We start from the raw sequence: 23,092 nt of genomic DNA, 5'->3' as shown, positions 1-23,092 counted from the left end.
CCTTCGGGCAATTCCTTTGACTCTGTTCGGGAATATTGCAGCAAAAGGTGAGTGATGCGCGTCCTGAAATTCGCTGTCGGTGCGGCCCTTCTCCTGCTCGCGCTCTGGGTGGTCGTGGGGGAGCAGCTGACGGGGGTGAGCGCCGATGCGACGATCAATGCGCCGGTCGTGACGTTGCGCACGCCGATTGCGGGGACATTGGACATTCCCGAACGCCAGCTGGGCAGCGCGGTGGCGCCTGACGACATCGTGGCCACGGTGAACGACGAAAACGGCGATCACGTGCATCTCGACGATCTGCAGATGCAGCGCGATATCGCAACGGCCACGCTGCAGCAGATGCAGAGCGAGCTGACCGATCTCAAGGCGCGGCAGGAGGCGCTGGCGAAGCGCAGCAAGACCTATGGCGAGAACCGCGTGAACCTGCTCGAGACGCGGCTGAAATATGCGCGCGAACGGCTCGATCTGCTGGGGGGCAAGGCCGGGAACGGGGAAGATGCCGCGCCGCCCTCGCTTGCGCTGAACCGTGCCCGCGAGGAGGTCGATGCGCTGGCGGCGGAGCTTGCCTCGGCGCAGTCGGGGGTCTTCGTGGGCGACGGTTATGCCGACGCTCCCGCATCGCAGCAGCGCGCGCTTCAGCTCGAGGGGGAGATCGCCGCCACGCAGTCGCGCATCGACGAGCAGAAAGCCCGTCTCACCGCGCTCAAATGGCGGATCAGGGTTGGCACCAGCGCGGTGAAGCTGTCGGAGAACGCCCAGATCCAGTCAAATGTCGCCGGGATCTACTGGCAGGAGCTCGCGCATGACGGCACCTATGTGAACCGAGGCGACCCGGTTTCGCGCGTGATCGACTGCGGCAATGTGCTGGTGACCGCCTCGGTGCCCGAGATGACCTATCAGAGGCTCCGGCGCGGGCAGCGCGTGGCCTTCCGTCCGATCGGGCAGCGCACCACCTTCGAGGGCTATATCGTGCGCCTCGCCGGAGCCGGTGCCGCTACGGTCTACGAGGGAATGGCCGTCGCGCCGAGCCAGCGCCACCTGCAGCGCTACGACGTCGCGGTCGCGGTGCCGGGGCTCGCCTCCGACAGCGATCTGCAATGCGCGATCGGACGCACGGGCCGGGTCTTCTTCGACGCGCGCCCGCTCGACGTGCTGCGCGGCCTGTTCTGAGCGATGTATCCCTTCTTCTTTCCCGGGCCCATCGAAGCCTCGCTCATCCATCTGGGCGGGGTTGTCGGACTGTCCATCCTTCTCGCCCAGGTGATCGTGCCCCAGCGCACGAGCCACCGGGTCTTTCTCTATGCGGGCGTCTTCTTCTTCGCGATCCGTTACATGTGGTGGCGCGCGACGACGACGGTCGCCCCTCCGGGGCTGACGCTCGATTTCCTCGCTAGCGGCGCCTTCTTCGCGATCGAGATGGTGACGATGATCGGGTCGCTCAGCGCAGGCGTGATCCTGACGCGGACGAAGGACCGCAAGGCCGAGGCGAGCGCCAATCTCGGCTGGTGGCGGCCCGATCCGCCGCCGCGCGTGGCGATCCTGATCGCGACCTATAACGAGGATCTCGAGGTTCTCGAGCGTACCATCGTCGGCGCCAAGGCGCTGCGCCACGGCAACAAGCAGATCATCGTGCTCGACGATGGCCGGCGCGACTGGCTGCGCAATTACTGCGCCGCGCAATCGGTGCGCTACATGCGGCGCGACAATAACGCGGGGGCGAAGGCGGGCAACCTGAACAACGCCCTCGCGCAGCTCGCCCAGGAAAAGAACCGGCCGGATTTCGTCGCCGTGCTCGATGCAGATTTCGTGCCGCATCTGGGCTTCATCTCGCGCACGCTGGCGCTGTTTCACGATCCCAAGGTCGGGCTCGTGCAGACGCCGCAGCATTTCTTCAACCCCGACCCGATCCAGCACAACCTGGGCCTCACCCGGTCCTTCCCCGACGAGCAGCGCTTCTTCTTCGACCATGTCCAGCCCGCGCGCGACGCCTGGGGCATGCCGATCTGCTGCGGCACCTCCTCGATGATCCGCTGGGACGCGCTCGCCGATGCGGGCGGTTTTCCGACCTTCAGCGTGACCGAGGATTTCCTGCTCACCCAGGTGCTGCGCGATGGAGGGTGGAAGACCGTCTATCTCAACGAGGCGGTGACCGAGGGGCTCGCGCCCGAGGGGCTGAAGGAATACGTCACCCAGCGGGGGCGGTGGGGGCTCGGGACGCTGCAGATCGCGCGCAGCCGTTTCGGCCCGTTCGGAAAGGCGAAGCTCGGCTTCATCGGGCGCTGGAGCATCATGGATTCCTCGCTCTACTGGCTCTCGACCTTCCTGTTCCGGCTGGCGGCGCTGACCTTTCCGCTGCTCTACTGGTTCGGGAACATCACGGTAGTCAACGCACCGCTCCACGAAGCGATCGACTTCTTCGGCTGCTATTTCCTGTGGACGCTGATGACCTACAATCTTCTGTTCCGCAACGTCCTGGTGCCCGTTCTCAACGACGTCCAGCAGCTCGTCGGCGCGATTCCGATCTCGCGCGGGGTGCTCACCGGGCTCCTGAGCCGCAAGCATCAGAGTTTCAAGGTGACGGCGAAAGGGGGCGAACGCGACGCGATCGTCATCCAATGGAGCATGATGGGGCCCTATCTCGTGCTCTTCGGGCTCACGCTGGTGGGGCTCTGGATCGGTATCTTCTCGGACAGTTTCGCCTTTTCGGATGCGGGCGACGGCAAGGTCGTCATCCTGTTCTGGTCGGTCTACAACCTGCTGGTCCTCTTCGTCACCATGCTGACCTGCATCGAGCTTCCGCGCCGGGAGATGCATGTCGGCGACCAGCCCGAGCGGGCCATCGCGGTGATCGACGAGGACAAGCCCCGCCGGGTCTGGCTCGTGGATCTGACGGTCGATACCGCCCGGATCCGTGGCTATACCTTCCCGCCGGAAACGCGCGGGGTGATCCGTATCTCGAATGTGGGCGATATCGATTGCGACGTGGTGGCCGCGACCAGCGACGGCGCGGTGCTCCAGCTGCGCACCACCGACCAGCAGCGCGACCAGCTGTTCCGGCGCTTCTATGCGCAGGGGGGCATCCCGGGGGTGACGAATGTGCGCCGTTGGGCGCTGGCACGAGACCTGCTCACCCGCCTGAACCCGGCCGACCCGAAGCGCTAAACGGAGAAATCGGGCCGGGGGTGCGGCGCGGAAGGGGCGGAGCGGAAGGGGCGGCGCGCGTTAGGCGCGCCCGCCACCGCCCCGGGTGCGCTTGGGCGTGATGCGGTAGACATTCGCGGTCGGTACCGGGGGCTCGCCCGGACGGACGGCGACGACGGTTTCCTTTTCGGCAGGCGCGGTCTTCTCGGGACGCGCGGTTTTCGAGCTCGGACGCGAGGTGAGCGTGTCGAGGCGCGTCTGGATCAGGGCGATCGCGGCCCCGAGTTCGCGCGCCTCGCGGGAGCTCTTGAACTCCTTCGGGTAGACCATCTTGCCTTGCGCGAATTCCACCAGAGCACGGGTCTGGATCTCGATCGGACCGAGGAACAGGCGGACCGCGAAGATTAGCACCCCCATCACGCCGATCGCGGCGAGGATGAGCGTGAGTTCCGCGTGCTGCCAGGCGGCCCCGCCGACCGAAGCAGGCAGCATGCCGGGCATCCGGACGATCAGGCTCCAGTCGTTGCCGCGCACGCTATCCCCCAGCAGGCGCGGGATCGAGGCGCTGACGAAGCCGTTGTGGTTGGTCGCGACGGGCATGTAGCTCTTGAGCAGGCTCAGACGGGCGGCTTGCAGCGCCGCAGCCGAGGGCGGGCCGTCCGAGATCGCATTCGCCTCGACAACCACGTTGCCCGCGGTGTCGGTGATGAAGGCATCGAGGCGGAGCGAGGTGGCGGATTCGAAGAGAAGACCCTTCAGCCAGCTCATGCGCACGCGGTAGACGATGATGCCCTCGACGCCGCTGCTGGCGTTCCGGATCGGCTGCGCCATGTCGATGAATTCCTCGAGCGAGTCTCCGACCGGGGCGCGGAACGGTTCGCTCAGGGTGGGGCCGCGCAGGGCATTGTGGAACCAGCGTGCCTTCGAGACATCCTTGCCGACCTCGGCGCCGCCGGTGCCGTATTCGATGATGCCGGTGGGGGAGACCACGCCCACCCATTGCAGCTTTTGGCTGGCCTGCGGCATCGTGTTCGTCATGCGGTTCAGGCGCTCGGCGTCATTGATGTCAGCGCCGTTGGCGAGTGCCTCGATACTGCTCCATTCACGATCGAAGGCGCGGTTGACGAGCAGCTTCAGGGCTTCACCACTGCGCTCGACGCTTTCGCTCTGGACCTGTTCCTCGAACACGTTGCGGTAGGATCTGATCGTATAAAGCCCGACGATGATGAACCCCACCGAGAAGACGATGAGCCACGCTGTCAGTTTGTTCGATAACCGCATAACCGCCCCTGCACACTCGTTTCTTGCACAATCGCCGTAATCTTCGGCGACCGTCTCCGCCTCATGGTTAATATGCGTACGTTGTTGGGGCAGCCTCAGGCCCAAATTGTGACGTTATTGCGTCAAAGGGTTAACGGCACAACCGGGACGAGAGTGCCGAACGGGTCGAATTCGCACCAAAGGAGAAAATTTTTCTCTGGAGGAAAAAGTTGTCGGGTAAACGTCGTTTAAAACCGACTAAGGCTACTGTTAGCTTTGATTCGGACGGAAGCGGAAGACACAAAATGCATCCCCCATGGGCATTGAACAGAATTTGGAAACTTGTGGGCGGTTTTCTTCTCGCTTCTTTGGTTTTTTCCGCGGTCTTGGTTTGGGGGAATGAGGGGCATTCCAAGACGCATGACAGCACGAAACTGCGCATCGGGTTCCTGAAACAGATCAATGCCGCGCCCATCATCATCGCGATGGAAAAGGGCTTCTTCAAACAGGAAGGCCTGACCGTCACGCTGGAGCCACAATCGGACTGGGAGGCGCTCGAGACCCGGCTTCTCGATGGCGACCTCGACGCATCGCAGGCGCCGGCGGCAGTGCCGCTCGCGACGCGGATCGGATATGGCCGTCGCGCGGATCTCGTGGTTCCGCTGGTGCTGGGCACGCATGGCAATGCGGTGACGCTTTCCACCGTTCTGCGCGACCAACTGGCCGTACGGAACACGCGGGGCGAGCCGCTGAACGCAGACATCCTTGGTCCCGCCATTGCCGATTACCAGAGGCGGGGCCAGCGCCTCAACCTCGCCGCGGGCAACGCGCTCGGGGCCAGCAACTTCCAGCTCCGCTACTGGCTGGCGGCGTCAGGCATTTCTCCGGGGTTCTTCACGACGGAGGATAGCAGCGGCGATTTCAACGGCGATGTCCGGATCTGGGAAATGCGCGCGGCCCGAATGCAGGCGACACTCGAAGCGGGCGGGATCGACGGGTTCAGCTCGGGCGAGCCCTGGCATCAGCTCGCGACGGAGGCAGGCTCGGGTGTCGGCGTGGTCAGTTCGCGCGATATCCATGCGAATTGCGCGGGAACCGTCTTCGCGGTGCCCGAAGAGTTCTCCAACCAGCATCTCAAGGAGACCCTTGGGCTGACCCGCGCCCTGATCCGCGCCGCCCGCTGGCTCGACGCGGATAACGGGGCGAACCGCGACGAGGCGGCGAAGATCCTCTCCGCGCCGCAATATGTCGGCATCGACGCGAGCTATATCCTGCGCGCGCTCGACGATCACGCAGAGGAAAAGGCGGATGGCGATCGCGACGTCGGCGGCGCGAGCCTCTTCTTCAAGAACGATGTGAGCTTTCCCGACCTGACGGACGCGGTCTGGTATCTGACCCAGATGCGCCGCTGGGGCCAGATCGAGAGCTTCCACCCCGATATCTGGTATGACGGGATGGCGCATTCGGTCTTCCGCCCCGACCTCTACCTCGCGGCCGCGCGGGGTCTGGTGAAAGACGGCTACGCCTCGGCCGAGGATTTCCCGTGGTCGAGCAATGGCTACCTGTCGCGCGGCGAGAATATCTTCATCGACGGCAAGTCCTTCGATCCGGAATCGCCCAATGCCTATATCGACAGTTTCCCGATCGGCCTGAAAGGGCGCGAGACGATCGGCCGGGTGAGCGAAAACCGCCAGTGATCCGGACCCGCGCCCGGTCTGTGCCGGGCTTCTCCCGCGCTCGAAGCCGGCGCGGGAACGTGCCGTTTCGCGAAGACCGGCGCAGTGATCGGATCGCGGCCGCGCGGCGGTGACGCCGGGACGCGATTTCGTGTATCATCCACGTGGCACCCTGGGAGAGGTGCATCCGGCAAGGGAGGAGATGTCGGGGCGTGCGCTGGTTTTTCGCACTCGTTTTCGCGGCGCTGTTGCAGGTGCTCGCGGGGCCGGTCCTGGCGCAATCGGGGCCGGGCAAGACCGCGTGGCTGGGGGTGCTCGCCCATCGCGGCGCGGCGTCGGCCCGCGCCTATTGGCAGCCGCTCGCGGATTACCTGAGCGCGACGGTTCCGGGCTGGCGCTTCGAGATCGTGCCGGTGAGCCTGATCTCGGCGGAGGAACAGCTCGCGGCGCAAAGGCTCGATTTCCTGATCACCAATCCCGGCCATTTCGCGGCGCTTGCCGAGGGGCATCCCCTGAGCGCGCTGGCGACGCGCGAGCGTGCGCTCGGCGAAGGGCAGGCGGGGCTGCTCTCCTATGGGACGGTGATCTTCGCGCGTGCGGGGGCGGGGCTTCGCACGATCGGGGATCTCAGGGGCAAGACCCTCGCCGCGGTGAGCCCGGATGCCTTCGGGGGGTTCCAGCTCGCCTGGTCCGAGATGACCCATAACAATGTCGATCCCTTCACCGATCTGAGCGCGTTGCAATTCATGGGGTTTCCGCAAGACGCGCTGGTCGCGGCGGTGGCCTCGGGCGAGGTCGATGCGGGGGTGGTGCGCAGCGGGTTGCTCGAAAGCCTCGCCGCGGAGGGCCGGATCGCGCTGAGCGATTTCGAGATCCTCAACAGCCGCGCCCAGCCCGACTATCCCTATCGGGTGACCGGGCAGCTCTATCCCGAATGGCCGTTCGTCGCGACGGCGGGGGCCGACAAGCGGCTGCGCGAACAGGTGGCGCTGGCGCTCCTGCGCACGCAAGACCCGCAGCTGCGGCACGACTACGGGCTCGCGGACGCCTGGTCGGCGCCGCTGCCCTATGCCCGTGCCCGCCAGCTCGTCCTCGCCTATCAGGCGCGTGTCGCCCCCGCGCCGGTGCGGCAGGGCGCGGCAATCGGGCCCGGGATCGCCATCGCCGTCGCGCTTGCCGGCCTGCTTGCGGGCGCGGCGATCTGGGGACGGGTCTCGGCCGCCTGGCGGCGCAGGCACGCGGCCCCGGAGACGCAGGACCCCGCACCGCCCACCGATCCCGAACTGGCCGAGGCGCGGGCCCGGTTCGAGGCGCTGACCCCGCGCGAACGCGAGATCCTGTGCCTGATCTGCTCGGGCGAGCCGTCGAAATGCATCGCGAGCAAGCTCGGCGTCAGCCTCAAGACGGTCGAGTTCCACCGCGCGAATCTGCTCAAGAAGACGGATGCGGGCACGACCGCGCGTCTGGTGCAGATGGCGACCCGTCTCGGCTATGACCTCGGGTTTTCCCGAGGCGATTTCCCGGCCTGATCCGGCACTCTCCCGAGTATCCCCGCGCCTCCCGCTTTGTCACGCTTGAAGGTGGAAGGCGTGGCCTTCCGCATATCGAGGAAAGCCCGTTGGGAGGCGGGCTCAGGGAGGACTTCATGAAACATTCGATTCAGGGATGGGTCGCGGTGCTTGGCATCGCGGTCCTGCCGCTCACGGTCGCGGCGGCCGAGGATGACGGCCATAGCAACGATTATCGCACCTTCGTTTCGGGAGGCACGATCGATTACGGCAAGATCGGCGACAGCTACACCGCCGATCTCGTCATGTACCTCGCGGGCAACCAGTTCATGGTGATGGAAGAGCTGATCCAGGATTTCCAGAGCCGCAATCCAGATATCGGCAAGATCTATGTCGAGACGATCCCGCCGGGGCAGATCCTGAAGGGGCAGATCCTTCAGCAGGGCCAGATCGAGGGGCAGGACACGGCGATGAACCCCGATCTCTACGCCTCGGTCAATCTCGGTCATCTCAAGGCGCTCAAGGCCAAGGGGGTGATGTCGGATTACATGATCTACACCCATAACAAGCTCGAACTGATGGTCGCGGCGGGCAATCCCAAGGGGATCAAGGGCCCCGAGGATCTCGGGCGCGAGGATCTGGTGCAGTCGCATCCCAATCCGATGACCGAAGGCATCTTCAAGTTCTACGGCAGCCAGATGCTCAGGAACATGAAGATGTATGACAGGGTCACGGCCGGGGCGGAATGCAGCGGCTGCTGGGCGGTCAAGGGCAGGACCTGGTTCACCAAGCGCCACCACCGCGAGACGCCCGCGCGGATCGAGGCGGGCGAGGCCGATGTCGGCATCGTCTGGACGACGGAAGTGGTCCACGCCAAGGCCGAGAACCGCAAGGTCGACGGCGTGCCGATCCCGGCGCCGCTCAACATGCAGGACAAGGTGGGCTACGCGATCGGGCCGCTCCAGACCGGGCGCAACGCCTATAACGCGATGCGCTATCTCGCCTATCTGGGCACGCCCGAGGCGCAGGCGATCTATGCGAAATACGGCTTCGGGGAGGCCTCCGCGGAGGAGCTCAAGCTCAAGCCGATCCCGGAGGCGAACTGAGATCGCGGATGCGGGCCCCGGCACCGGGGTCCGCTGTCCTGACGGGCCGACCCGAGCAGCACGACCCGAGCAGCACGGGCCGAGCAGCACGGGCCGAGCAGTACGGGGGCGGCGCGATGCACCCCCTTGGCGCGCGTTCTACGGTTCAGCCCGCGAAGGCGACCTGGCGGTAGACGGACTGTCCGAGCGGCCAGAGCCGGTTTCGGGTGAGCGGGGCGGAGAGGGCGAAGCCGTAGCCCTGATCGACCCAGATCAGGCTCGAGACGCCGTTCTTGCCCTGCTCGAGCCGGAACGCGGTCTCGCCGCTGTCGAGCGCGGTGACATAGAGCGTGACCCGCAGCCCGCCCGCGTTTTCATACATCAGCTGCGCCGCCGGTCCCTTGTCGGATGGCAGCAGGCGCCCGCCCACGAGGGTGTAGCCCTGCCCGGAAAGGTCGGGCGCGGAGAGGGGGTGCCCGAGACGCTTCGACAGCCACGCCATGAGATGCGTCTGCTGATCGGCGGCGACCTCGACCGGGTGGGCGACCTCGACCGAATAGACGGCATGGGCCACCTGAGCCTCCGAGACCAGCTCGTTCAGCGGCGCACGGGCGGGGGCCGTCTGCGGCCCTTCCCAGCGGGCCGCGCCCCAGCCCGCGCCGATCCCGAGCGCGAAGAGCACCGCCCCGGCGGCCAGCCGGCGCCAGTCAGGCGCGGCGGGGGCGGCCGGGCGCAGATGGCCGGGGACCGGCTCGTCATGGATCGGGGCGAAGGCCGCGCGCAGGGCCTCGCGGTCGGCGCGCATCTGCGCCGCCTTTTCGGCCAGGGCGGGGTCGGCCTCGAGCGCGGCGCGCACGCGGGCCCGCCCCGCCGCGTCGAGCCGATCGTCGATGTAACCGTGCAGATCCTCGTCGGAGAGGGGCTGGGTCCTGTTCATTTCAAACTCCGCAGATGGGCACCGCGCCGCGGGGGGCGCTCATGCCCGGTCATCTCGCGCAGCGCCTCGCGGCCGCGCGCCAGGCGCGACATCACCGTGCCTCGGGGGATCCCCAAAATCTCGGCGGTCGCGTCATAGCTGAAATCCTCGACGCCCACGAGAAGCAAAACCTCCTGCTGCTCCGCGGGTAGGCGGAAAAGCGCCCCCATCACGTCGGAGAGAAACAGCGCGGTTTCGGGATTGCCCGCATGTCCGGGATGGCTGTCGGGATCGAACCCGCCCTGTTCGGGGTGCCGCGCCTGCCGCCTGCCGCTGTCGAGATGCAGATTGCGCAGGATCCGGAACAGCCAGGTGCGCAGGCTATCCTCCGAGCGCAGCAGATGCCAGCGCGAGAGCGCCCGCGCGAGGCAGTCCTGCACGAGATCGTCCGCCCGGTCGCGATCGCGGGTCAGCGCGAAGGCGAAGCGGCGCAGCGCGGGGATCTGGCTCTCGATCACATGGCGGGAACGGCGGGTCACGCGAGGCCTCGCTGGTGGGGGCGGCGCCACCCGGCGCCGCCTGTCCGTCGTTCAGGGCTGGGCGACGTGCCAGGCCCCTTCGAGGAACCCGTCGCCGGTGATGTCGCCCGGCTTCTGGTCCTTGACCCAGGTGTAGAGAGGCTGGCCCTTGTAGGCCCATTGCTTCGAACCGTCGTCACGGATGATCACGCTCCACTCGCCCATCGGCATCGCATCCGAGCCGGCCATCAGCGGCGGCCAGTTCGCCGCGCACGGGCCGTTGCAGGCGGATGTCTCCGCGCTGTCCTTGGCGAAAGTGTAGAGCGTCATGCCCGCCGCGTCGACCAGCGTCGGGCCCTTGGCGGTTTCGGCGATCTGGGCGGGGTCGGCCTGGGCGATCGTGGCGGCCATCATCATCGCGCCGGCCAGCAGGAATTTTCTCATCGTCGTCTCCTTGGATATGAGGAACTGTGCAGAGAAAGACGCTGCGCGGCGCCGCTTATTCCCGGCGGTACGAAAAAAATTCCGATCCCGCGAGATTTCGTTCCGGCCCGATGCGGATCGCAACGCGCAGAGGGGCTCCCCGCGATCATGTGATCCGTCTTTTCATGGCCTTGCGCCGCCGCCGGCCCATATGTCGGGCAGACCGGGCCCTCTCGGCCCGGGCGTCTTCATTGCGAATGCATAACCAATCCAATCGGTAAGAAGGACCTCAACCATGCGCTATCGTCGTCTGGGCCCGAGCGGCCTGTTTGTTTCCGAACTCTGCCTCGGCACGATGACCTTCGGCGGGTCCGAGGGGATGTGGGGCCAGATCGGCCAGCTCGGCCAGAAAGAGGCCGACGGGCTGGTGAAAACCGCGCTCGATGCGGGCATCAATTTCATCGACACCGCCAATATCTATGCCGGGGGCGAGAGCGAGCGCATCCTCGGCAAATCGCTCAAGAACCTCGGGGTGCGGCGCGACGAGGTGGTGATCGCCACCAAGGTGCTCGGGCCGATGGGCGAGGGGATCAACTCGCGCGGGGCCTCGCGCTATCACATCATGGACCAGTGCAAGGCGAGCCTCGAGCGGCTCCAGCTCGATCATATCGACCTCTACCAGATCCACGGTTTCGACCCGCACACGCCGATCGTCGAGACGCTCGAGGCGCTCGATACGCTCGTGCGGCACGGCCATGTCCGCTATATCGGTCTGTCGAACTGGGCGGCGTGGCAGATCGTGAAGGCGGTGGGGATCGCCGAGGCCCGCCGGCTCGCGCCGATCCTGTCTCTGCAGGCCTATTACACCATCGCGGGCCGGGATCTGGAGCGCGAGGTCGTGCCGATGCTCAAGGATACCGGGATCGGCCTGATGGTCTGGAGCCCGCTCGCGGGCGGCTTCCTCTCGGGCAAATACGATCGCGAGGGCAAGGGGGCCGACGGGCGCCGCGCCAATTTCGACTTCCCGCCGCTCAACAAGGACCGCGCCTTCGAGGTGATCGAGGTGATGCGCCCGATCGCCGAGGCGAAGGGCTGCTCGGTCGCGCAGGTCGCGCTCGCCTGGCTTCTCCATCAGGACGCGGTCACCAGCGTGATCGTGGGCGCGAAGCGGGTCGATCAGCTCAGCGACAATATCGGGGCGACCGCGATCGAGCTGAGCGAGGATGACCTGGCCGCGCTCGACAAGGTCTCGGCGCTGCCCGAGGAATATCCGGGCTGGATGCTCGAGCGTCAGGGCGCCTACCGCGCGCACTGACCGCGCGGGCAAACCGGGTTGCAAGGGGACGCGGCGGGCGGGCTGTTCCGCCGCGTTCCGTTCATGCTATCTGTGTCCTCGGTGGAGGAGACAGTGATGATTTCGAGATGTTCGACCGGGGTATTCCCCGTGCCTAGGCCGTGGAATGAGGCGCGCGTTCTTCGTGCGAGGCTTGCATGAACCCCGCGGAATGGCTTTCGCGCACGGCCAAGCGCTGCCCCGCATCCGCCGCGCTCGTGACGGGCACGCGGCTCGAGGCGGATTACGCGGAATTTGCCCGGCGTGCGGCGGCGATCGCGCAGGCGCTGACGGCGCAGGGGATCGGGGCCGGAGACCGGGTCGCGCTCTTTGCCGGCAATTGCACCGAATATCTCGAGGCGCTTTACGGTATCTGGTGGCGCGGCGCGGTGGCGGTGCCGATCAACGGCAAGCTGCATCCGCGCGAGGCCGCCTGGATCATCGGCAATTCCGAGGCGCGGCTGGTCTTTGGCGATGACAAATCGGCCGCGGCGCTGGCCGGTCTTCTGGGCGACCCGCCCGTGATCTCGCTGCAGGGGCCGGATTTCGCGGTGATGCGCGCGGGGACGGGAAGGGACGCCCCCGAACCGCGCGATGCCGATGACCTGGCCTGGCTCTTCTACACCTCCGGCACCACGGGCCAGCCCAAGGGCGTGATGCTCTCATGCGGCAATCTCGCCGCGATGAGCCTGTGCTATTTCGTCGATGTGGACGAGGTGCGCGGCGAGGATGCGATCCTCTATGCCGCGCCGATGAGCCACGGGGCGGGGCTCTACAACTTCATGCATGTGATGCGCGGCGCGCGCCATGTGGTGCCGCCCTCGGGAGGGTTCGATCCGGGCGAAATCCTGGAACTGGCGCCGCGGATCGGGCCGATCTCGATGTTCGCCGCCCCCACGATGGTGCGCCGCCTCGTCGATACGGCGAAGGCCACGGGCGCGAGCGGCAAGGGCATCCGCACGATCGTCTATGCAGGCGGGCCGATGTACGAGGCCGACATTCTCGAGGCGGTCGAGGTGATGGGCGCGCGTTTCGTGCAGATCTACGGGCAGGGCGAATGTCCGATGGGGATCACCGCGCTGCCGCGTGCCGCCGTCACCGACCGCCGGCATCCGAACTGGCGTGAGCGGCTCAACTCGGTGGGCTGCGCGCAATCGGCGGTGCGGGTCGCGATCCTCGACGAGGCCGGGCGGGAACTGCCCGCCGGCGAGGTGGGCGAGATCGCGGTGCGCGGACCGACCGTGATGCAGGGCTACTGGCGCAACCCGCAGGCGACGGCGCGCACGATCCGCGACGGCTGGCTCTGGACCGGCGATATGGGGCGGATGGACGCGGACGGGTTCGTCACGCTGCAGGACCGCTCGAAGGATGTGATCATCTCGGGCGGCTCGAACATCTATCCGCGCGAGGTGGAGGAGGTGCTGCTGGCCCATCCCGCGATCCGCGAGGTGGCGGTGGTCGGCCAGCCCGACCCGGACTGGGGCGAGGTCGTGGTGGCCTTCGTCGTCGCGGGCGAGGGCGAGGCCCCGGGCGAGGCGGAGCTTGATGCGCTCTGTCTCGACCGGATCGCGCGGTTCAAGCGCCCGAAAGCCTATCGCTTCGTCGCCGCGCTGCCGAAGAACAATTACGGCAAGGTGGCGAAGACCGAACTGCGCGCGCTGCTCGACCGCGCCGAACCCGCCTGACGCAGGCGATCACAGGCCCGGCAGGTCGATCACCACCGCGGCATGGTCGCTGGCATGGGGGCGGTGATCTCCGACGCCGGGCAGTCGCTCCCCGCGAAACCGCGCCGCCTCCGTGCCGAGCCCCTTGCGCAGGATCCGCGGCACCGCCTCGGGATAGTGCCGCGCGAGCGCGGGCGAGGCGAGAAGCGCGTCGGGGCAGTGGTAGAGCCCGGAATGCGGATCGAAATAGGACCAGCGGTCGGGGCGCGGTATCCGCGCCATCAGATCGGCCGAGAACCCGCCCTCGAGCGGTGCGATCGCGCGCGGGGCGCCCTCTTCGGTGGTCGGCTCGTTCAGGTCTCCGACGATCAGCCACAGCTCCTCCGCCGGATCCGCGAATATCCGCTCGATCAGGCGTCGGGCCGCGAGTGCCTCGAGGCTGCGGGTGCGCCATGCGGCGTCCGGGTCGGGATAGGGCGATTTGAAATGGCACAGGAAGAGCGTGAGCGCGCCCACCTGCACCAGCAGGCAGTCGCGGCGAAAGACCGGCATCTCGGGATCGACGCCCTCGGGCATTTCGATGCCGAGCGCGCCCGGCGTCAGGGAGGCATGGCTTTGCACTCGCACGACGGGGCGGCGCGAGAGCAGCGCCACGTCGAGCCCGCGCCCGTCATTGCCCGGCAGGCAGTGCCGCTCGGGATAGGGGCGGGTGCCGGTCGCCAGAAGATAGTCGTCGTGGAACGCCTCGAGGGTGGGAAGGTCGAACACCTCCTGCAAGGCCACGACATCCGCGTCGATCTCGGCGAGAAGCTCCGCCGCAAGCCGCCGGTCGGTCCGGTCGAGCCCCGGCGGGCCCTCATCCTCCAGATCGTCGCTGTCCCAGGCCCCGTGCAGCCGCGCAGCCCCCCCGTTTTCGAGGAGCCGCAGGTTCTGCATATTGAAGCTGGCGAGCCGCATGATGCTTCCAGAATGTCACGGAGCGCGCGGCGAGGGGAGGGTGGAAATGCGCAAAACCGAATTCAGGAGGTCTCGCGCGCCGTGACCGGGAGCGGCATGGCAGGCGATAGAACCATCCGGTCGGCTCCCTGCCGGGACTTCGGCACCGCCGGACCATTCCAATGGCATTGCGCCGCGAATTGCGGGAGCATCTCGGCAAGCCCATGGGTCTCGAAGACCGCGCGGATCGGGTGCCCATGCGGCGGCGTGGTCTCGATCACCAGATGACGGACTTGCGCGATCGCGTTCAGCTGCGCTTCGACGCGATCGGGCAGGAAGGTCGCGCTGCCGTTATAGGACGCCTTCCAGAGCTGCGTGCGCGCCGGGGTCCGACCGAGCGAGACGCTCAACGCGATCCCGTCGAAGCCCACGAATTCACCCCAATCCACGAAAAGTTCGCTCACCTCGCCGTTGCAAAAGGCGATCAGGGTCGGGGCATCGCCGAAGGTATTCGTGCCTCCGACCGCTCTGAGCGAGAGGCTCATCGCCCTGCTGTCATCGAGGGAATCCGTCACGTCGCGCAGGCTCCAGCCTCCGGTCCGGTCCGCGGCCCGGTCTGCCGATGGCGTATCGGGCCGCTCCGTGACAGCGGGCTGGCCGAGACCGGCGAGCATCATCATCCAGAGGGCCAGGGGGCGGATCAACGAAAATCATCCTGAGGTGGTGCGACTCGCCTTATGGTAGAAATATGCGGGATAATTGCAAATTGAAAATCCGGGGCGGACGGGCCGAAACCCGGCCTGCCGCTCCCGTGCGGGTGGGACGTTACGCGCCGCCCCCGTCCCGCATCGCCTTCGCATGATGGTTCAGCCGTCCCCGCAGGCGGAGCAGTCCGAGCGCGGCGAGCCCGGCAAATCCCGCGCCCGCGAAAAAGCTCCAGCTCGCTCCGAATTCCTGCCAGAGCACGCCCGCCAGCACGCTCGCCGCCAGCAGCGCGACGCCGGTGACGAGGTTGAACATCCCGAAGGCGGTTCCGCGCAGTTCCTCGGGCACCGTCTCGGCCACCAGCGCCGAAAGCAGCCCCTGGGTCAGCCCCATATGCAGCCCCCAGATCAGGATGCCCGCGGAAAGCAGGACATAGCCCTGCGCGAAGGCGAGAAAGAGATCGGCGACGATCAGGGTCGCGAGCCCGAGCCCGAGCAATTCGACCCGCCCGATCCGGTCCGAAAGCGCACCCACCGGATAGGCCGAGAGCGCATAGACCGCGTTCATCCCCACGAAAACGAGCGGGACCAGCATGATCGGCACGCCGGTTTCCTCGGCGCGCAGAATCAGGAAGGCCTCGCTGAAGCGCGCCATGGTGAACAGCGTCGCGACCGCCACGACCCACCAGTAGATCGACCCGAGATGGCGCAGCTCCGCGCGCGAGAGCGGATTGCGTACCGCGCGGCGGTTGGCGGGGCGGGCGGGCTCGTGCACGACGAAGAGAATGAGCGCCAGCGACAGGAAGGCCGGGATCACCGCGACCCAGAAGACGTTGCGGAGATTGTCGGCGAAGAGCCACATCAGCCCGATCGCGAGAAGCGGGCCGAGGAAGGCGCCCACCGTGTCGAGCGATTGCCGCAGCCCGAAGGCCGCGCCGCGCAGGGTCGGGGGGGCGAGATCGGCCACCAGCGCGTCGCGCGGCGCGCCCCGGATGCCCTTGCCGACCCGGTCGATGAAACGCGCAGCGATCAGCCAGCCGAGCGAGGGCGCGAGGGAAAGATCGGTTTGGTCACCGCCGCCAGGCCGTAGCCGAGCGCGGCCAGTTCCTTGCGCCGGCCCAGCCGGTCCGAAAGCGCGCCCGAGAAGACCTTGGTGATCGCGGCGGTGGCCTCGGCGATCCCCTCGATCACGCCCACCGCCAGCGCCGTCGCACCCAGCCCGACCGTCAGGTAGACCGGCAGGAGCGCGTGGATCATCTCGGAGGAGACATCCATCAGCAGCGAGACGAAACCGAGCGCCCAGATGCCCGCGGGCAGGCGGCGCCAATGCGGTTGCGCGCGGGTCGGGTCGGTCGAGGCCATGAACGGGTGTCCTCCTGAACGGGCGGTTGCGAGAGAAAGACGCTCGCCCGGAACGCCCCGCGCCCGCAAGTGCGCATTTCGCCCGCGCCTGTGCGATGAGATCACGCCCGCGCGAGGCCCCGCGGTTTCCGCAGCGCGAAGGGCGCGGGGGCGGCTCGCATTCCCGCACATCCCCCTGCGCGATTGATCCTGCGGCGGTTTTCCGACAAGACGGAGGCCGGGGGAGAGAGGCGACGAGGAGCGCAAGATGGGGGAGACCAGATTCGGGGAGGCGTCCGGACTGCTCGGGCAGGCGAGCATTCTGATTGTCGATGACGAGCCGGGGATGCGCCATTTCCTCGTCAAGACGCTCAAGCCGCTTTGCCGCATCGTCGACGAGGCGGGGACCACGGTGGAGGCCGCCGAGCGGCTGAAATCGCGCCAATACGACGTGATGATCCTCGACAATATCATGCCGGGGCAGAAGGGGCTCGACTGGCTGGCCGATCAGCGCCGCGAGGGCGGGGTGACGGACACGATCCTGATCACCGCCTATGCCGATCTGCAGACCGCGATCGACGCCTTGCGGGCGGGGGCGTCGGATTTCGTGCTCAAGCCCTTCCGCTCGAACCAGATCCTGAATGCGCTGCGCCGTTCCCTCGAGATGGCGCGGCTCAGGCGCGAGAACATGCTGCTCAAGCGCGAACTCGAAGAGACCGATATCGGCCGCAGGCGACGGCACGAACTGATCGGGGACTCTCCGGCTGTCCACGAGATCCGCGCGGTGCTCGAGCGGATCGCCAATGTCTCGACGCCGGTTCTGATCACCGGGGCCTCGGGCACCGGCAAGGAGGTGGCGGCGCGTCACCTTCATGCGCGCTCGGGCCGCGCCGGCGCGCCCTTCGTGCCGATCCAGTGCGGATCGATCCCGGCCGACATGATCGAGTTCGAGCTTTTCGGCCATGCGCCCGGCGCCTTTCCCGGAGCGACATCGGGCCGCGAGGGGCTGCTGGCCTCGGCGATGGGCGGAACCGTCTTTCTCGACGAGGTGGCCGAGCTGAGCCCGGCGGCGCAAAGCGCGCTGCTCCGGGTGCTCGAAGACGGGAAGGTCCGGCCCGTCGGGACCGAACGCGACATCCAGCTCGACATGCGTTTCGTGATGTCCTCGAGCACGCCCCTGCGCCGCGCGGTCGAACAGGGGCGGTTCCGCGAGGATCTGCTGTTCCGCATCAACGTGCTCGAGATCGAGATGCCGCCGCTGCGCGAGCGGGGCACGGATGTGCTGGAACTGGCCGAGCTCTTCATCGGCGAGCTGGCGGCGGGGCTGCAACTGCCCGCGCTCGAGATCCCTCAGCCGGTACGCTCGGCGATGCTGCGCCATGACTGGCCCGGCAACATCCGCGAGCTGCGCAACTTCATCGAACGCTCGCTGATCTTCGGACGCTTCCCGCTCGAGACGCTGGGGCCCGTGCCGTTGGCCGAGCACATCACGCCGCTCGAGGAGATCGAGCGGCGCGAGATCCTGCGCGCGCTCGAGGCGGTGGGCGGCAATCGCAGCGAGGCGGCGCGGCAACTGGGCGTCTCGCGCAAGACGATCGACCGCAAGATCGCCTCCTGGGGGCTCTGAGCGGTGGCGCGGCGCTCCCGTCTGACAAGTTCGGTGCGCGTGCGGCTCTTGGTGATCGCGCTTCTGCCGATGCTCGTCCTGCTGCCGCTGATGCTGGGCGCGACGATCTGGCGCTGGTCGCAGAAGCTCGACACGATCCTGATCAACAAGGTCAATGGCGATCTCACCATTGCCGATCAGTATCTCGGACGGTTGATCGAGACCTCGGGCGAGCGCGTGGACGCGGTGGCGCGGTCGGCCGCGCTCGAAGAGGCGCTGCGCGCGGGCGCCCCGGACACCTATCTCGCGCGCGAGAAAGCGCGGCTCGGCCTCGATTTCCTCTATATCGCGCGGAGCGGGGCGGGAGGCACCTTGACCGACTGGCCGGTGATCCGCGCGGCGCTCGGGGGCAAATGGAAGAGCGCGGTCGATATCATGTCGTCGGCGCAGCTCGATGCGCGCGATCCGGGCCTTGCCGCGCGCGCCGAGGTGCCTTTGGTGCCGACCCGGGCCGCCGCGCCCACCGAGCGCACCGTCGAGACACGCGGGATGGTGATCCATGCCGCCGCCCCCGTGACATTGCCCGACGGCCAGCGCGCGGCGCTGGTGGGCGGCACGCTTCTCAACCGCAACCTTCACTTCATCGACACGATCAACGCGCTCGTCTACCGCGACCAGAGCCTGCCCGAGGGCTCCAAGGGGACCGCGACGCTGTTTCTCGACGATGTCCGGGTCTCGACCAATGTGCGGCTCTTCGAGGGCGCCCGCGCGCTTGGCACCCGCGTTTCCTCGGCAGTGCGCGCGAAGGTTCTGGGGGAGGGGCAGACCTGGCTCGACCGGGCCTTCGTGGTCAATGACTGGTACATCTCGGGTTACGAGCCGATCCTCGACAGCCGCGGCACGCGAGTGGGGATGCTCTATGTCGGCTTTCTCGAAGCGCCCTTCCGTCAGGCCAAGCGCAGCTCGGTCTTCACGCTCTCGGCGGCCTTCCTGTTCATCGCGCTCGCCTCGGTCCCGATCTTCCTCAGATGGGCGGGGCATATCTTCCGGCCGCTCGAAGGAATGACCCGGACCATCGCGCAGGTGGAGGCGGGCGATCTGACCGCGCGCAACCGCCCCGATCAGGATGGCGGCGAGATCACGCAGGTCGCCGCCCATCTCGACGATCTGCTCGACCAGTTGCAGGCGCGCGACCGAGAGCTGCGCGACTGGGCCGAGAGCCTCGAGGCGAAGGTCGAGGAACGCACCGCCGATCTGCGCGCGGCCAACCGGCAGCTCGAACAGACGACCGAGCGGCTGGTGATGTCGGAAAAGCTTGCCGCGGTGGGCGAGATCACCGCCTCGGTGGCGCATGAGATCAACAACCCCGTCGCGGTGATCCAGGGCAATCTCGATCTCGCGCGCGAGACCCTGGGCCGGGATGTCGAGAAGGTCTCCGACGAGTTCCGGCTGATCGACGATCAGGTCTACCGGATCGGGGTGATCGTCTCGAAGCTTCTGCAATTCGCCCGGCCCGAGGAATATTCCGGCTCGGCCAACCTGATCAGCCCCGCCGAGGTGGTCAATGACTGCCTCGTGCTCACGCGCCACCAGATAGAAAGCGCCGGGATCGCGACCGAGAAGCATCTCGAGAGCGAGGCGCAGGTGCTGATGTCGCGCACCGAATTGCAGCAGGTGCTGGTGAACCTGATCCTAAACGCCGCGCATGCGATGCCCGAGGGCGGGCGGCTCGCGGTGTCGGTGCGCGATGTCGCGGGCGGCGTGGAGATCGTGGTCGCCGATAGCGGCGCGGGGATGTCGCCCGAGGTGCTCGGGCGGATCTTCGATCCGTTCTTCACCACCAAGCGGGCGCAGGGAACGGGGCTCGGCCTGTCGATCAGCCAGCAGCTCGTGAGTCGCGCGGGTGGGCGGATTTCCGCCGCCTCGGAACCCGGCGAGGGCAGCCGCTTCACGATCTTCCTGCCCGCCGCGCGCCGCGGCTGACAACTGCGTCAGGGACAGAATGGGGCATTCGGGACGCCCTCGGGAGAGGCGTCGGGTCAAAATGTCCCATATTCCGGTGATGCGGGGAGTATTTCGGGACAAGAAGTCGCCTTAAGCTATTGAGAAATATAGTTAAAAATTCTTGACTTCTCAATCGTCCCATAGCTTCCATTGTCGCGGCATGCGGTCGCATGCCGCCCGCGCATCGCCCGTTCGAGGCGGTCGCCGGAGGGAACGCATTGGGAGGAAATAGCATGAGCAACACGTCTGGTGGCGTGCTTGCGCTCCTGCACAAGGAGCGCATTGTCGCCGAACCCGGTTACAACCGCTGGCGGGTCCCGCCGGCTTCGATCGCCATTCACCTGTGCATCGGCTCGGTCTATGCGTGGTCGGTGTTCAACCCGCCGCTGACGCGCCAGCTCGGCGTGGTCGCGCCGGCCGCCGAGGACTGGAGCCTCAGCTCGGTCGTCTGGATCTTCTCGGTCGCGATCGTCTTCCTCGGCCTGGCCGCGGCCTTCGCGGGCAAGTGGCTCGAAGATGTCGGCCCGCGCATGGTCGGCGTCGTCGCGGCCTTCCTCTGGGGCGGCGGCTTCATCATCGGCTCCTTCGGGATCGCGAGCCATCAGCTCTGGCTCCTTTATCTCGGCTACGGGGTGCTCGGCGGTGCGGGCCTCGGTCTCGGCTACGTCTCGCCGGTCTCGACCCTGATCCGCTGGTTCCCGGACCGCCGCGGCATGGCGACGGGCATGGCGATCATGGGCTTCGGCGGCGGCGCGATGATCGGCGCCCCGCTCAATGGCTGGCTGCTCTCGCTCTATTCGAAGGCCCCGACCTTCCTCGGCGCGAAGGATGCCGTGCAGACCGTGGTCGAGAACGGCCGGGTCTTCGCGCAGACCGCGGCCGGCAAGGTCGAGGTCGTCGTCGCCACCGCCACGCAGGCTGCCGATTTCGGCGGGCAGGCGGGCGTCTATGTGGTGGGCTCGGGCAATACCGGCGCCGCGCAGACCTTCCTGACGCTCGGCATCGTCTATTTCGTCGTGATGCTCTTCGCCTCGTTCCAGTATCGCGTGCCGGCCGAGGGTTGGAAGCCTGCGGGCTGGACGCCGAAACCCGTGGCCTCGGGCCTCGTGACGCGCAACAACGTCCATATCGACCAGGCGCTCAAGACGCCGCAATTCTGGCAGATGTGGCTGATGCTGTGCTTCAACGTGACCGCGGGCATCGGCGTGATCGGCGTCGCCAAGACCATGATGTCGGAGATCTTCGGCTCGGTGATGCCGCTGGTGGTGACCGCCGCCTTCGCCTCGACCTACGTTTTGATGATTTCGGTCTTCAACATGGTGGGGCGGTTCTTCTGGGCCTCGACCTCGGACTTCATCGGGCGCAAGGCGACCTATATGTGCTTCTTCGTGCTCGGCACGATCCTGTACCTGTCGATCCCCTATTTCGCCTCGGCCACGGCCTCGCATCCCTCGATCATCTATCTCGTGGGCTTCTACGCCGCGACGATGATCATCTTCTCGATGTATGGCGGCGGCTTCGCGACGATCCCGGCGTATCTGGCCGATATCTTCGGCACGATGCATGTCGGCGGCATCCACGGCCGCATCCTCACCGCCTGGTCGACGGCCGGTGTGCTCGGACCGCTCGCGATCACCTCGCTGCGGCAGATGTCGGTGAACAACGCGATCTCGGATCTCGCCTCGAAGGTCGATCCGGCGGCCTTCGCGCAGAAGTTCGGCGCGCCGCTGTCGCAGATCAACGAGCTGGTCGCGGCCAAGACGGTGACGATCGCGAAGCTGATGGAGATCGCGCCGCAGGGCACGATCGATCCGACGCCGAGCCTCTACAACACCACCATGTATTGCATGGCGGCGCTGCTGGTCGTCGCGTTCTTCGCGAACCTCTTCATGCGCCCGGTGAAGGAGCATCACCACCACGAAGAGCCTGCCTTCGATCACAACGACGTCGAAGCGGTTCCGGGCGAGTAAGCCTCTGCCGGGGCGCCGCGCAGGCGGCGCCCCGGCTTGCCGCTTGAACGGTCAGGCGGTAAATCTGATCGAGAAACGAATTTCTGATCGGAAATATCTATCATGCTCGACAAGCTCGAAATGTTCATCGCTCTGACCCGGGAGAGCCATTTCGGGCGCGCGGCGCAAAGCCTCAATATCTCGCAGCCCACGCTCTCGGCCGGCATCAAGCAGCTCGAGGAGCAGCTCGGGGTGCAGCTCGTCTTTCGCGGCTCGCGCTTCGGAGGGCTCACGCCCGAGGGGCAGGCGGCGCTCGTCTGGGCGCAACGCATCGTCGGCGACACGCGCCAGCTGCGCGACGAGATGCGCGCCAAGCGCCACGGCCTGTCCGGAGAGATCCGCCTCGCGGTGATCCCGACCGCGCTCACCTGGGCCGCGCAGCTTTCCTCGCGGTTTTCCGAACGTCATCCGCGGGTACGCTTTACCATCCTGTCGCGCAACTCGCGCGAGATCCTCGCGATGCTCGAAAGCTTCGAAGCCGATGCCGGGATTTCCTATCTCGACAACGAACCGCTGGGGCGCGTCGATACATTGCCGCTCTACGAGGAAGATTACGTGCTGGTCTGCGCGCAGGGCTCGCCGCTTTCGGCCCGCGCCAAGGTCGCCTGGGGGGAGCTCGATGGGGTCGCTCTCGCGCTTTTGACCCCCGACATGCAAAACAGGCGTATCATCAATCAGAGACTCGCCGAGAACGGCGCCGAGCCGCACACCTTCATCGAGTCCAACTCGATCATCGCGCTGGTCTCGAGCGTGGCCTCGGGGCGCTGTGTGACGGTGCTGCCCAACGATATCGCGCGGTTCCTCGCGCAGGGCCGGGGGCTGTCGCTGGTTCCGCTCGATGGTGTGGGCAAGGGCTACCGGGTCGGGCTGGTGCTGCCGCATCGCGATCCGCGCACCCCCGTTCTCGAGGCGCTTCATTCGGAGGCGGCGCGTCTTGAAGGCCCCGTTTGATCGGAAATCCTGATCGC

General features: G+C 67.0%; 19 protein-coding genes. 11 read left to right on the top strand and 8 right to left on the bottom strand.

Going from position 1 to position 23,092, the window contains the following annotated elements:
- Positions 1–54 precede the first annotated feature (54 nt).
- On the top strand, positions 55–1,170 hold the full coding sequence (locus DW2_RS03000) for an HlyD family secretion protein (protein WP_038143702.1): 1,116 nt from the start codon (positions 55–57) through the stop codon (positions 1,168–1,170).
- Between the two features lie 3 nt (positions 1,171–1,173).
- Complete coding sequence (locus DW2_RS02995) at positions 1,174–3,162, top strand: glycosyltransferase (protein WP_038143698.1); 1,989 nt, start codon at positions 1,174–1,176, stop codon at positions 3,160–3,162.
- Between the two features lie 60 nt (positions 3,163–3,222).
- Here DW2_RS02995 and DW2_RS02990 read toward each other — a convergent pair whose 3' ends face one another.
- On the bottom strand, positions 3,223–4,422 hold the full coding sequence (locus tag DW2_RS02990; protein ID WP_038143695.1) for a cache domain-containing protein: 1,200 nt from the start codon (positions 4,420–4,422) through the stop codon (positions 3,223–3,225).
- A 365-nt stretch (positions 4,423–4,787) separates the two neighbouring features.
- Between DW2_RS02990 and DW2_RS02985 the strand changes: the two genes are divergently transcribed.
- The 3 genes from DW2_RS02985 to DW2_RS02975 all read left to right on the top strand — a co-directional run bounded on the left by DW2_RS02985 (position 4,788) and on the right by DW2_RS02975 (position 8,691).
- Positions 4,788–6,098 carry a CmpA/NrtA family ABC transporter substrate-binding protein gene (locus DW2_RS02985; protein ID WP_162178880.1) on the top strand — a complete coding sequence of 437 codons (1,311 nt, stop codon included), beginning with the start codon at positions 4,788–4,790 and terminating at the stop codon, positions 6,096–6,098.
- Positions 6,099–6,289: 191 nt separating this feature from the next.
- The gene (locus DW2_RS20145; protein WP_051855248.1) at positions 6,290–7,606 is read left to right on the top strand and encodes a PhnD/SsuA/transferrin family substrate-binding protein; all 1,317 of its coding nucleotides are present in this window, start codon (positions 6,290–6,292) and stop codon (positions 7,604–7,606) included.
- Positions 7,607–7,722: 116 nt separating this feature from the next.
- Positions 7,723–8,691, top strand: coding sequence for a molybdate ABC transporter substrate-binding protein (locus tag DW2_RS02975; RefSeq protein ID WP_051855245.1), 969 nt, complete (start codon positions 7,723–7,725; stop codon positions 8,689–8,691).
- Positions 8,692–8,836: 145 nt separating this feature from the next.
- On the opposite strand, the gene DW2_RS02970 is transcribed toward DW2_RS02975, so the two are convergent.
- The 3 genes from DW2_RS02970 to DW2_RS02960 are packed head-to-tail and all read right to left on the bottom strand — an operon-like array spanning position 8,837 to position 10,548.
- A complete protein-coding gene (locus DW2_RS02970; protein ID WP_038143692.1) occupies positions 8,837–9,607 on the bottom strand; it encodes an anti-sigma factor family protein in 771 nt (256 codons plus the stop codon).
- Positions 9,604–10,125, bottom strand: a complete 522-nt coding sequence (locus DW2_RS02965; protein WP_238321239.1) for a sigma-70 family RNA polymerase sigma factor — start codon at positions 10,123–10,125, stop codon at positions 9,604–9,606. Before DW2_RS02965 ends, DW2_RS02970 begins: the two co-directional genes overlap by 4 nt.
- 51 nt (positions 10,126–10,176) lie before the next feature.
- A complete protein-coding gene (locus DW2_RS02960; RefSeq protein ID WP_038143689.1) occupies positions 10,177–10,548 on the bottom strand; it encodes a COG4315 family predicted lipoprotein in 372 nt (123 codons plus the stop codon).
- Positions 10,549–10,822: 274 nt separating this feature from the next.
- On the opposite strand from DW2_RS02960, the gene DW2_RS02955 reads away from it, so the two are divergent.
- Entirely contained in the window at positions 10,823–11,842 is a 1,020-nt protein-coding gene (locus DW2_RS02955; RefSeq protein WP_038143686.1) for an aldo/keto reductase, read from the top strand.
- 176 nt (positions 11,843–12,018) lie between these two features.
- Complete coding sequence (locus tag DW2_RS02950) at positions 12,019–13,545, top strand: AMP-binding protein (RefSeq protein ID WP_038143683.1); 1,527 nt, start codon at positions 12,019–12,021, stop codon at positions 13,543–13,545.
- A gap of 9 nt (positions 13,546–13,554) precedes the next feature.
- Here DW2_RS02950 and DW2_RS02945 read toward each other — a convergent pair whose 3' ends face one another.
- The 4 genes from DW2_RS02945 to DW2_RS20140 all read right to left on the bottom strand — a co-directional run bounded on the left by DW2_RS02945 (position 13,555) and on the right by DW2_RS20140 (position 16,526).
- A complete protein-coding gene (locus tag DW2_RS02945; protein ID WP_038143680.1) occupies positions 13,555–14,481 on the bottom strand; it encodes an endonuclease/exonuclease/phosphatase family protein in 927 nt (308 codons plus the stop codon).
- Positions 14,482–14,543: 62 nt separating this feature from the next.
- Positions 14,544–15,164, bottom strand: coding sequence for a type VI secretion system-associated protein TagO (locus DW2_RS02940; RefSeq protein WP_038143677.1), 621 nt, complete (start codon positions 15,162–15,164; stop codon positions 14,544–14,546).
- 121 nt (positions 15,165–15,285) lie between these two features.
- Entirely contained in the window at positions 15,286–16,158 is an 873-nt protein-coding gene (locus DW2_RS02935; protein ID WP_238321254.1) for an MFS transporter, read from the bottom strand.
- A 35-nt stretch (positions 16,159–16,193) separates the two neighbouring features.
- Positions 16,194–16,526: an MFS transporter gene (locus DW2_RS20140; protein WP_238321255.1), complete on the bottom strand. Its 333-nt coding sequence runs from the start codon at positions 16,524–16,526 to the stop codon at positions 16,194–16,196.
- A 247-nt stretch (positions 16,527–16,773) separates the two neighbouring features.
- Here DW2_RS20140 and DW2_RS02930 point away from each other — a divergent pair, with 247 nt between their 5' ends.
- From DW2_RS02930 to DW2_RS02915, 4 genes are all read left to right on the top strand, one after another.
- Positions 16,774–18,132, top strand: coding sequence for a sigma-54-dependent transcriptional regulator (locus DW2_RS02930; RefSeq protein WP_038143674.1), 1,359 nt, complete (start codon positions 16,774–16,776; stop codon positions 18,130–18,132).
- A 69-nt stretch (positions 18,133–18,201) separates the two neighbouring features.
- Positions 18,202–20,094 carry a sensor histidine kinase gene (locus tag DW2_RS02925; protein WP_081874843.1) on the top strand — a complete coding sequence of 631 codons (1,893 nt, stop codon included), beginning with the start codon at positions 18,202–18,204 and terminating at the stop codon, positions 20,092–20,094.
- Between the two features lie 254 nt (positions 20,095–20,348).
- Positions 20,349–22,085 carry an OFA family MFS transporter gene (locus tag DW2_RS02920; protein WP_038143668.1) on the top strand — a complete coding sequence of 579 codons (1,737 nt, stop codon included), beginning with the start codon at positions 20,349–20,351 and terminating at the stop codon, positions 22,083–22,085.
- Between the two features lie 102 nt (positions 22,086–22,187).
- Positions 22,188–23,075: a LysR family transcriptional regulator gene (locus DW2_RS02915; protein WP_038143665.1), complete on the top strand. Its 888-nt coding sequence runs from the start codon at positions 22,188–22,190 to the stop codon at positions 23,073–23,075.
- Positions 23,076–23,092 lie beyond the last annotated feature (17 nt).

It is taken from the genome of Thioclava atlantica, from assembly GCF_000737065.1.
GTDB lineage: Bacteria > Pseudomonadota > Alphaproteobacteria > Rhodobacterales > Rhodobacteraceae > Thioclava > Thioclava atlantica.
Note: the sequence above shows the minus strand (reverse complement) of the source record. Positions and strands in the feature narration are given on the sequence as shown.

Excerpts from the sequence above, each read along its gene's own strand:
- DW2_RS03000 (WP_038143702.1), top strand. The coding sequence starts at position 55 with ATGCGCGTCCTGAAATTCGCTGTCGGTGCGGCCCTTCTCCTGCTCGCG.
- DW2_RS02995 (WP_038143698.1), top strand. The coding sequence starts at position 1,174 with ATGTATCCCTTCTTCTTTCCCGGGCCCATCGAAGCCTCGCTCATCCAT.
- DW2_RS02990 (WP_038143695.1), bottom strand. The coding sequence starts at position 4,422 with ATGCGGTTATCGAACAAACTGACAGCGTGGCTCATCGTCTTCTCGGTG.
- DW2_RS02975 (WP_051855245.1), top strand. The coding sequence starts at position 7,723 with ATGAAACATTCGATTCAGGGATGGGTCGCGGTGCTTGGCATCGCGGTC.
- DW2_RS02970 (WP_038143692.1), bottom strand. The coding sequence starts at position 9,607 with ATGAACAGGACCCAGCCCCTCTCCGACGAGGATCTGCACGGTTACATC.
- DW2_RS02960 (WP_038143689.1), bottom strand. The coding sequence starts at position 10,548 with ATGAGAAAATTCCTGCTGGCCGGCGCGATGATGATGGCCGCCACGATC.
- DW2_RS02955 (WP_038143686.1), top strand. The coding sequence starts at position 10,823 with ATGCGCTATCGTCGTCTGGGCCCGAGCGGCCTGTTTGTTTCCGAACTC.
- DW2_RS02950 (WP_038143683.1), top strand. The coding sequence starts at position 12,019 with ATGAACCCCGCGGAATGGCTTTCGCGCACGGCCAAGCGCTGCCCCGCA.
- DW2_RS02945 (WP_038143680.1), bottom strand. The coding sequence starts at position 14,481 with ATGCGGCTCGCCAGCTTCAATATGCAGAACCTGCGGCTCCTCGAAAAC.
- DW2_RS20140 (WP_238321255.1), bottom strand. The coding sequence starts at position 16,526 with ATGGCCTCGACCGACCCGACCCGCGCGCAACCGCATTGGCGCCGCCTG.
- DW2_RS02930 (WP_038143674.1), top strand. The coding sequence starts at position 16,774 with ATGGGGGAGACCAGATTCGGGGAGGCGTCCGGACTGCTCGGGCAGGCG.
- DW2_RS02925 (WP_081874843.1), top strand. The coding sequence starts at position 18,202 with ATGCTCGTCCTGCTGCCGCTGATGCTGGGCGCGACGATCTGGCGCTGG.
- DW2_RS02920 (WP_038143668.1), top strand. The coding sequence starts at position 20,349 with ATGAGCAACACGTCTGGTGGCGTGCTTGCGCTCCTGCACAAGGAGCGC.
- DW2_RS02915 (WP_038143665.1), top strand. The coding sequence starts at position 22,188 with ATGCTCGACAAGCTCGAAATGTTCATCGCTCTGACCCGGGAGAGCCAT.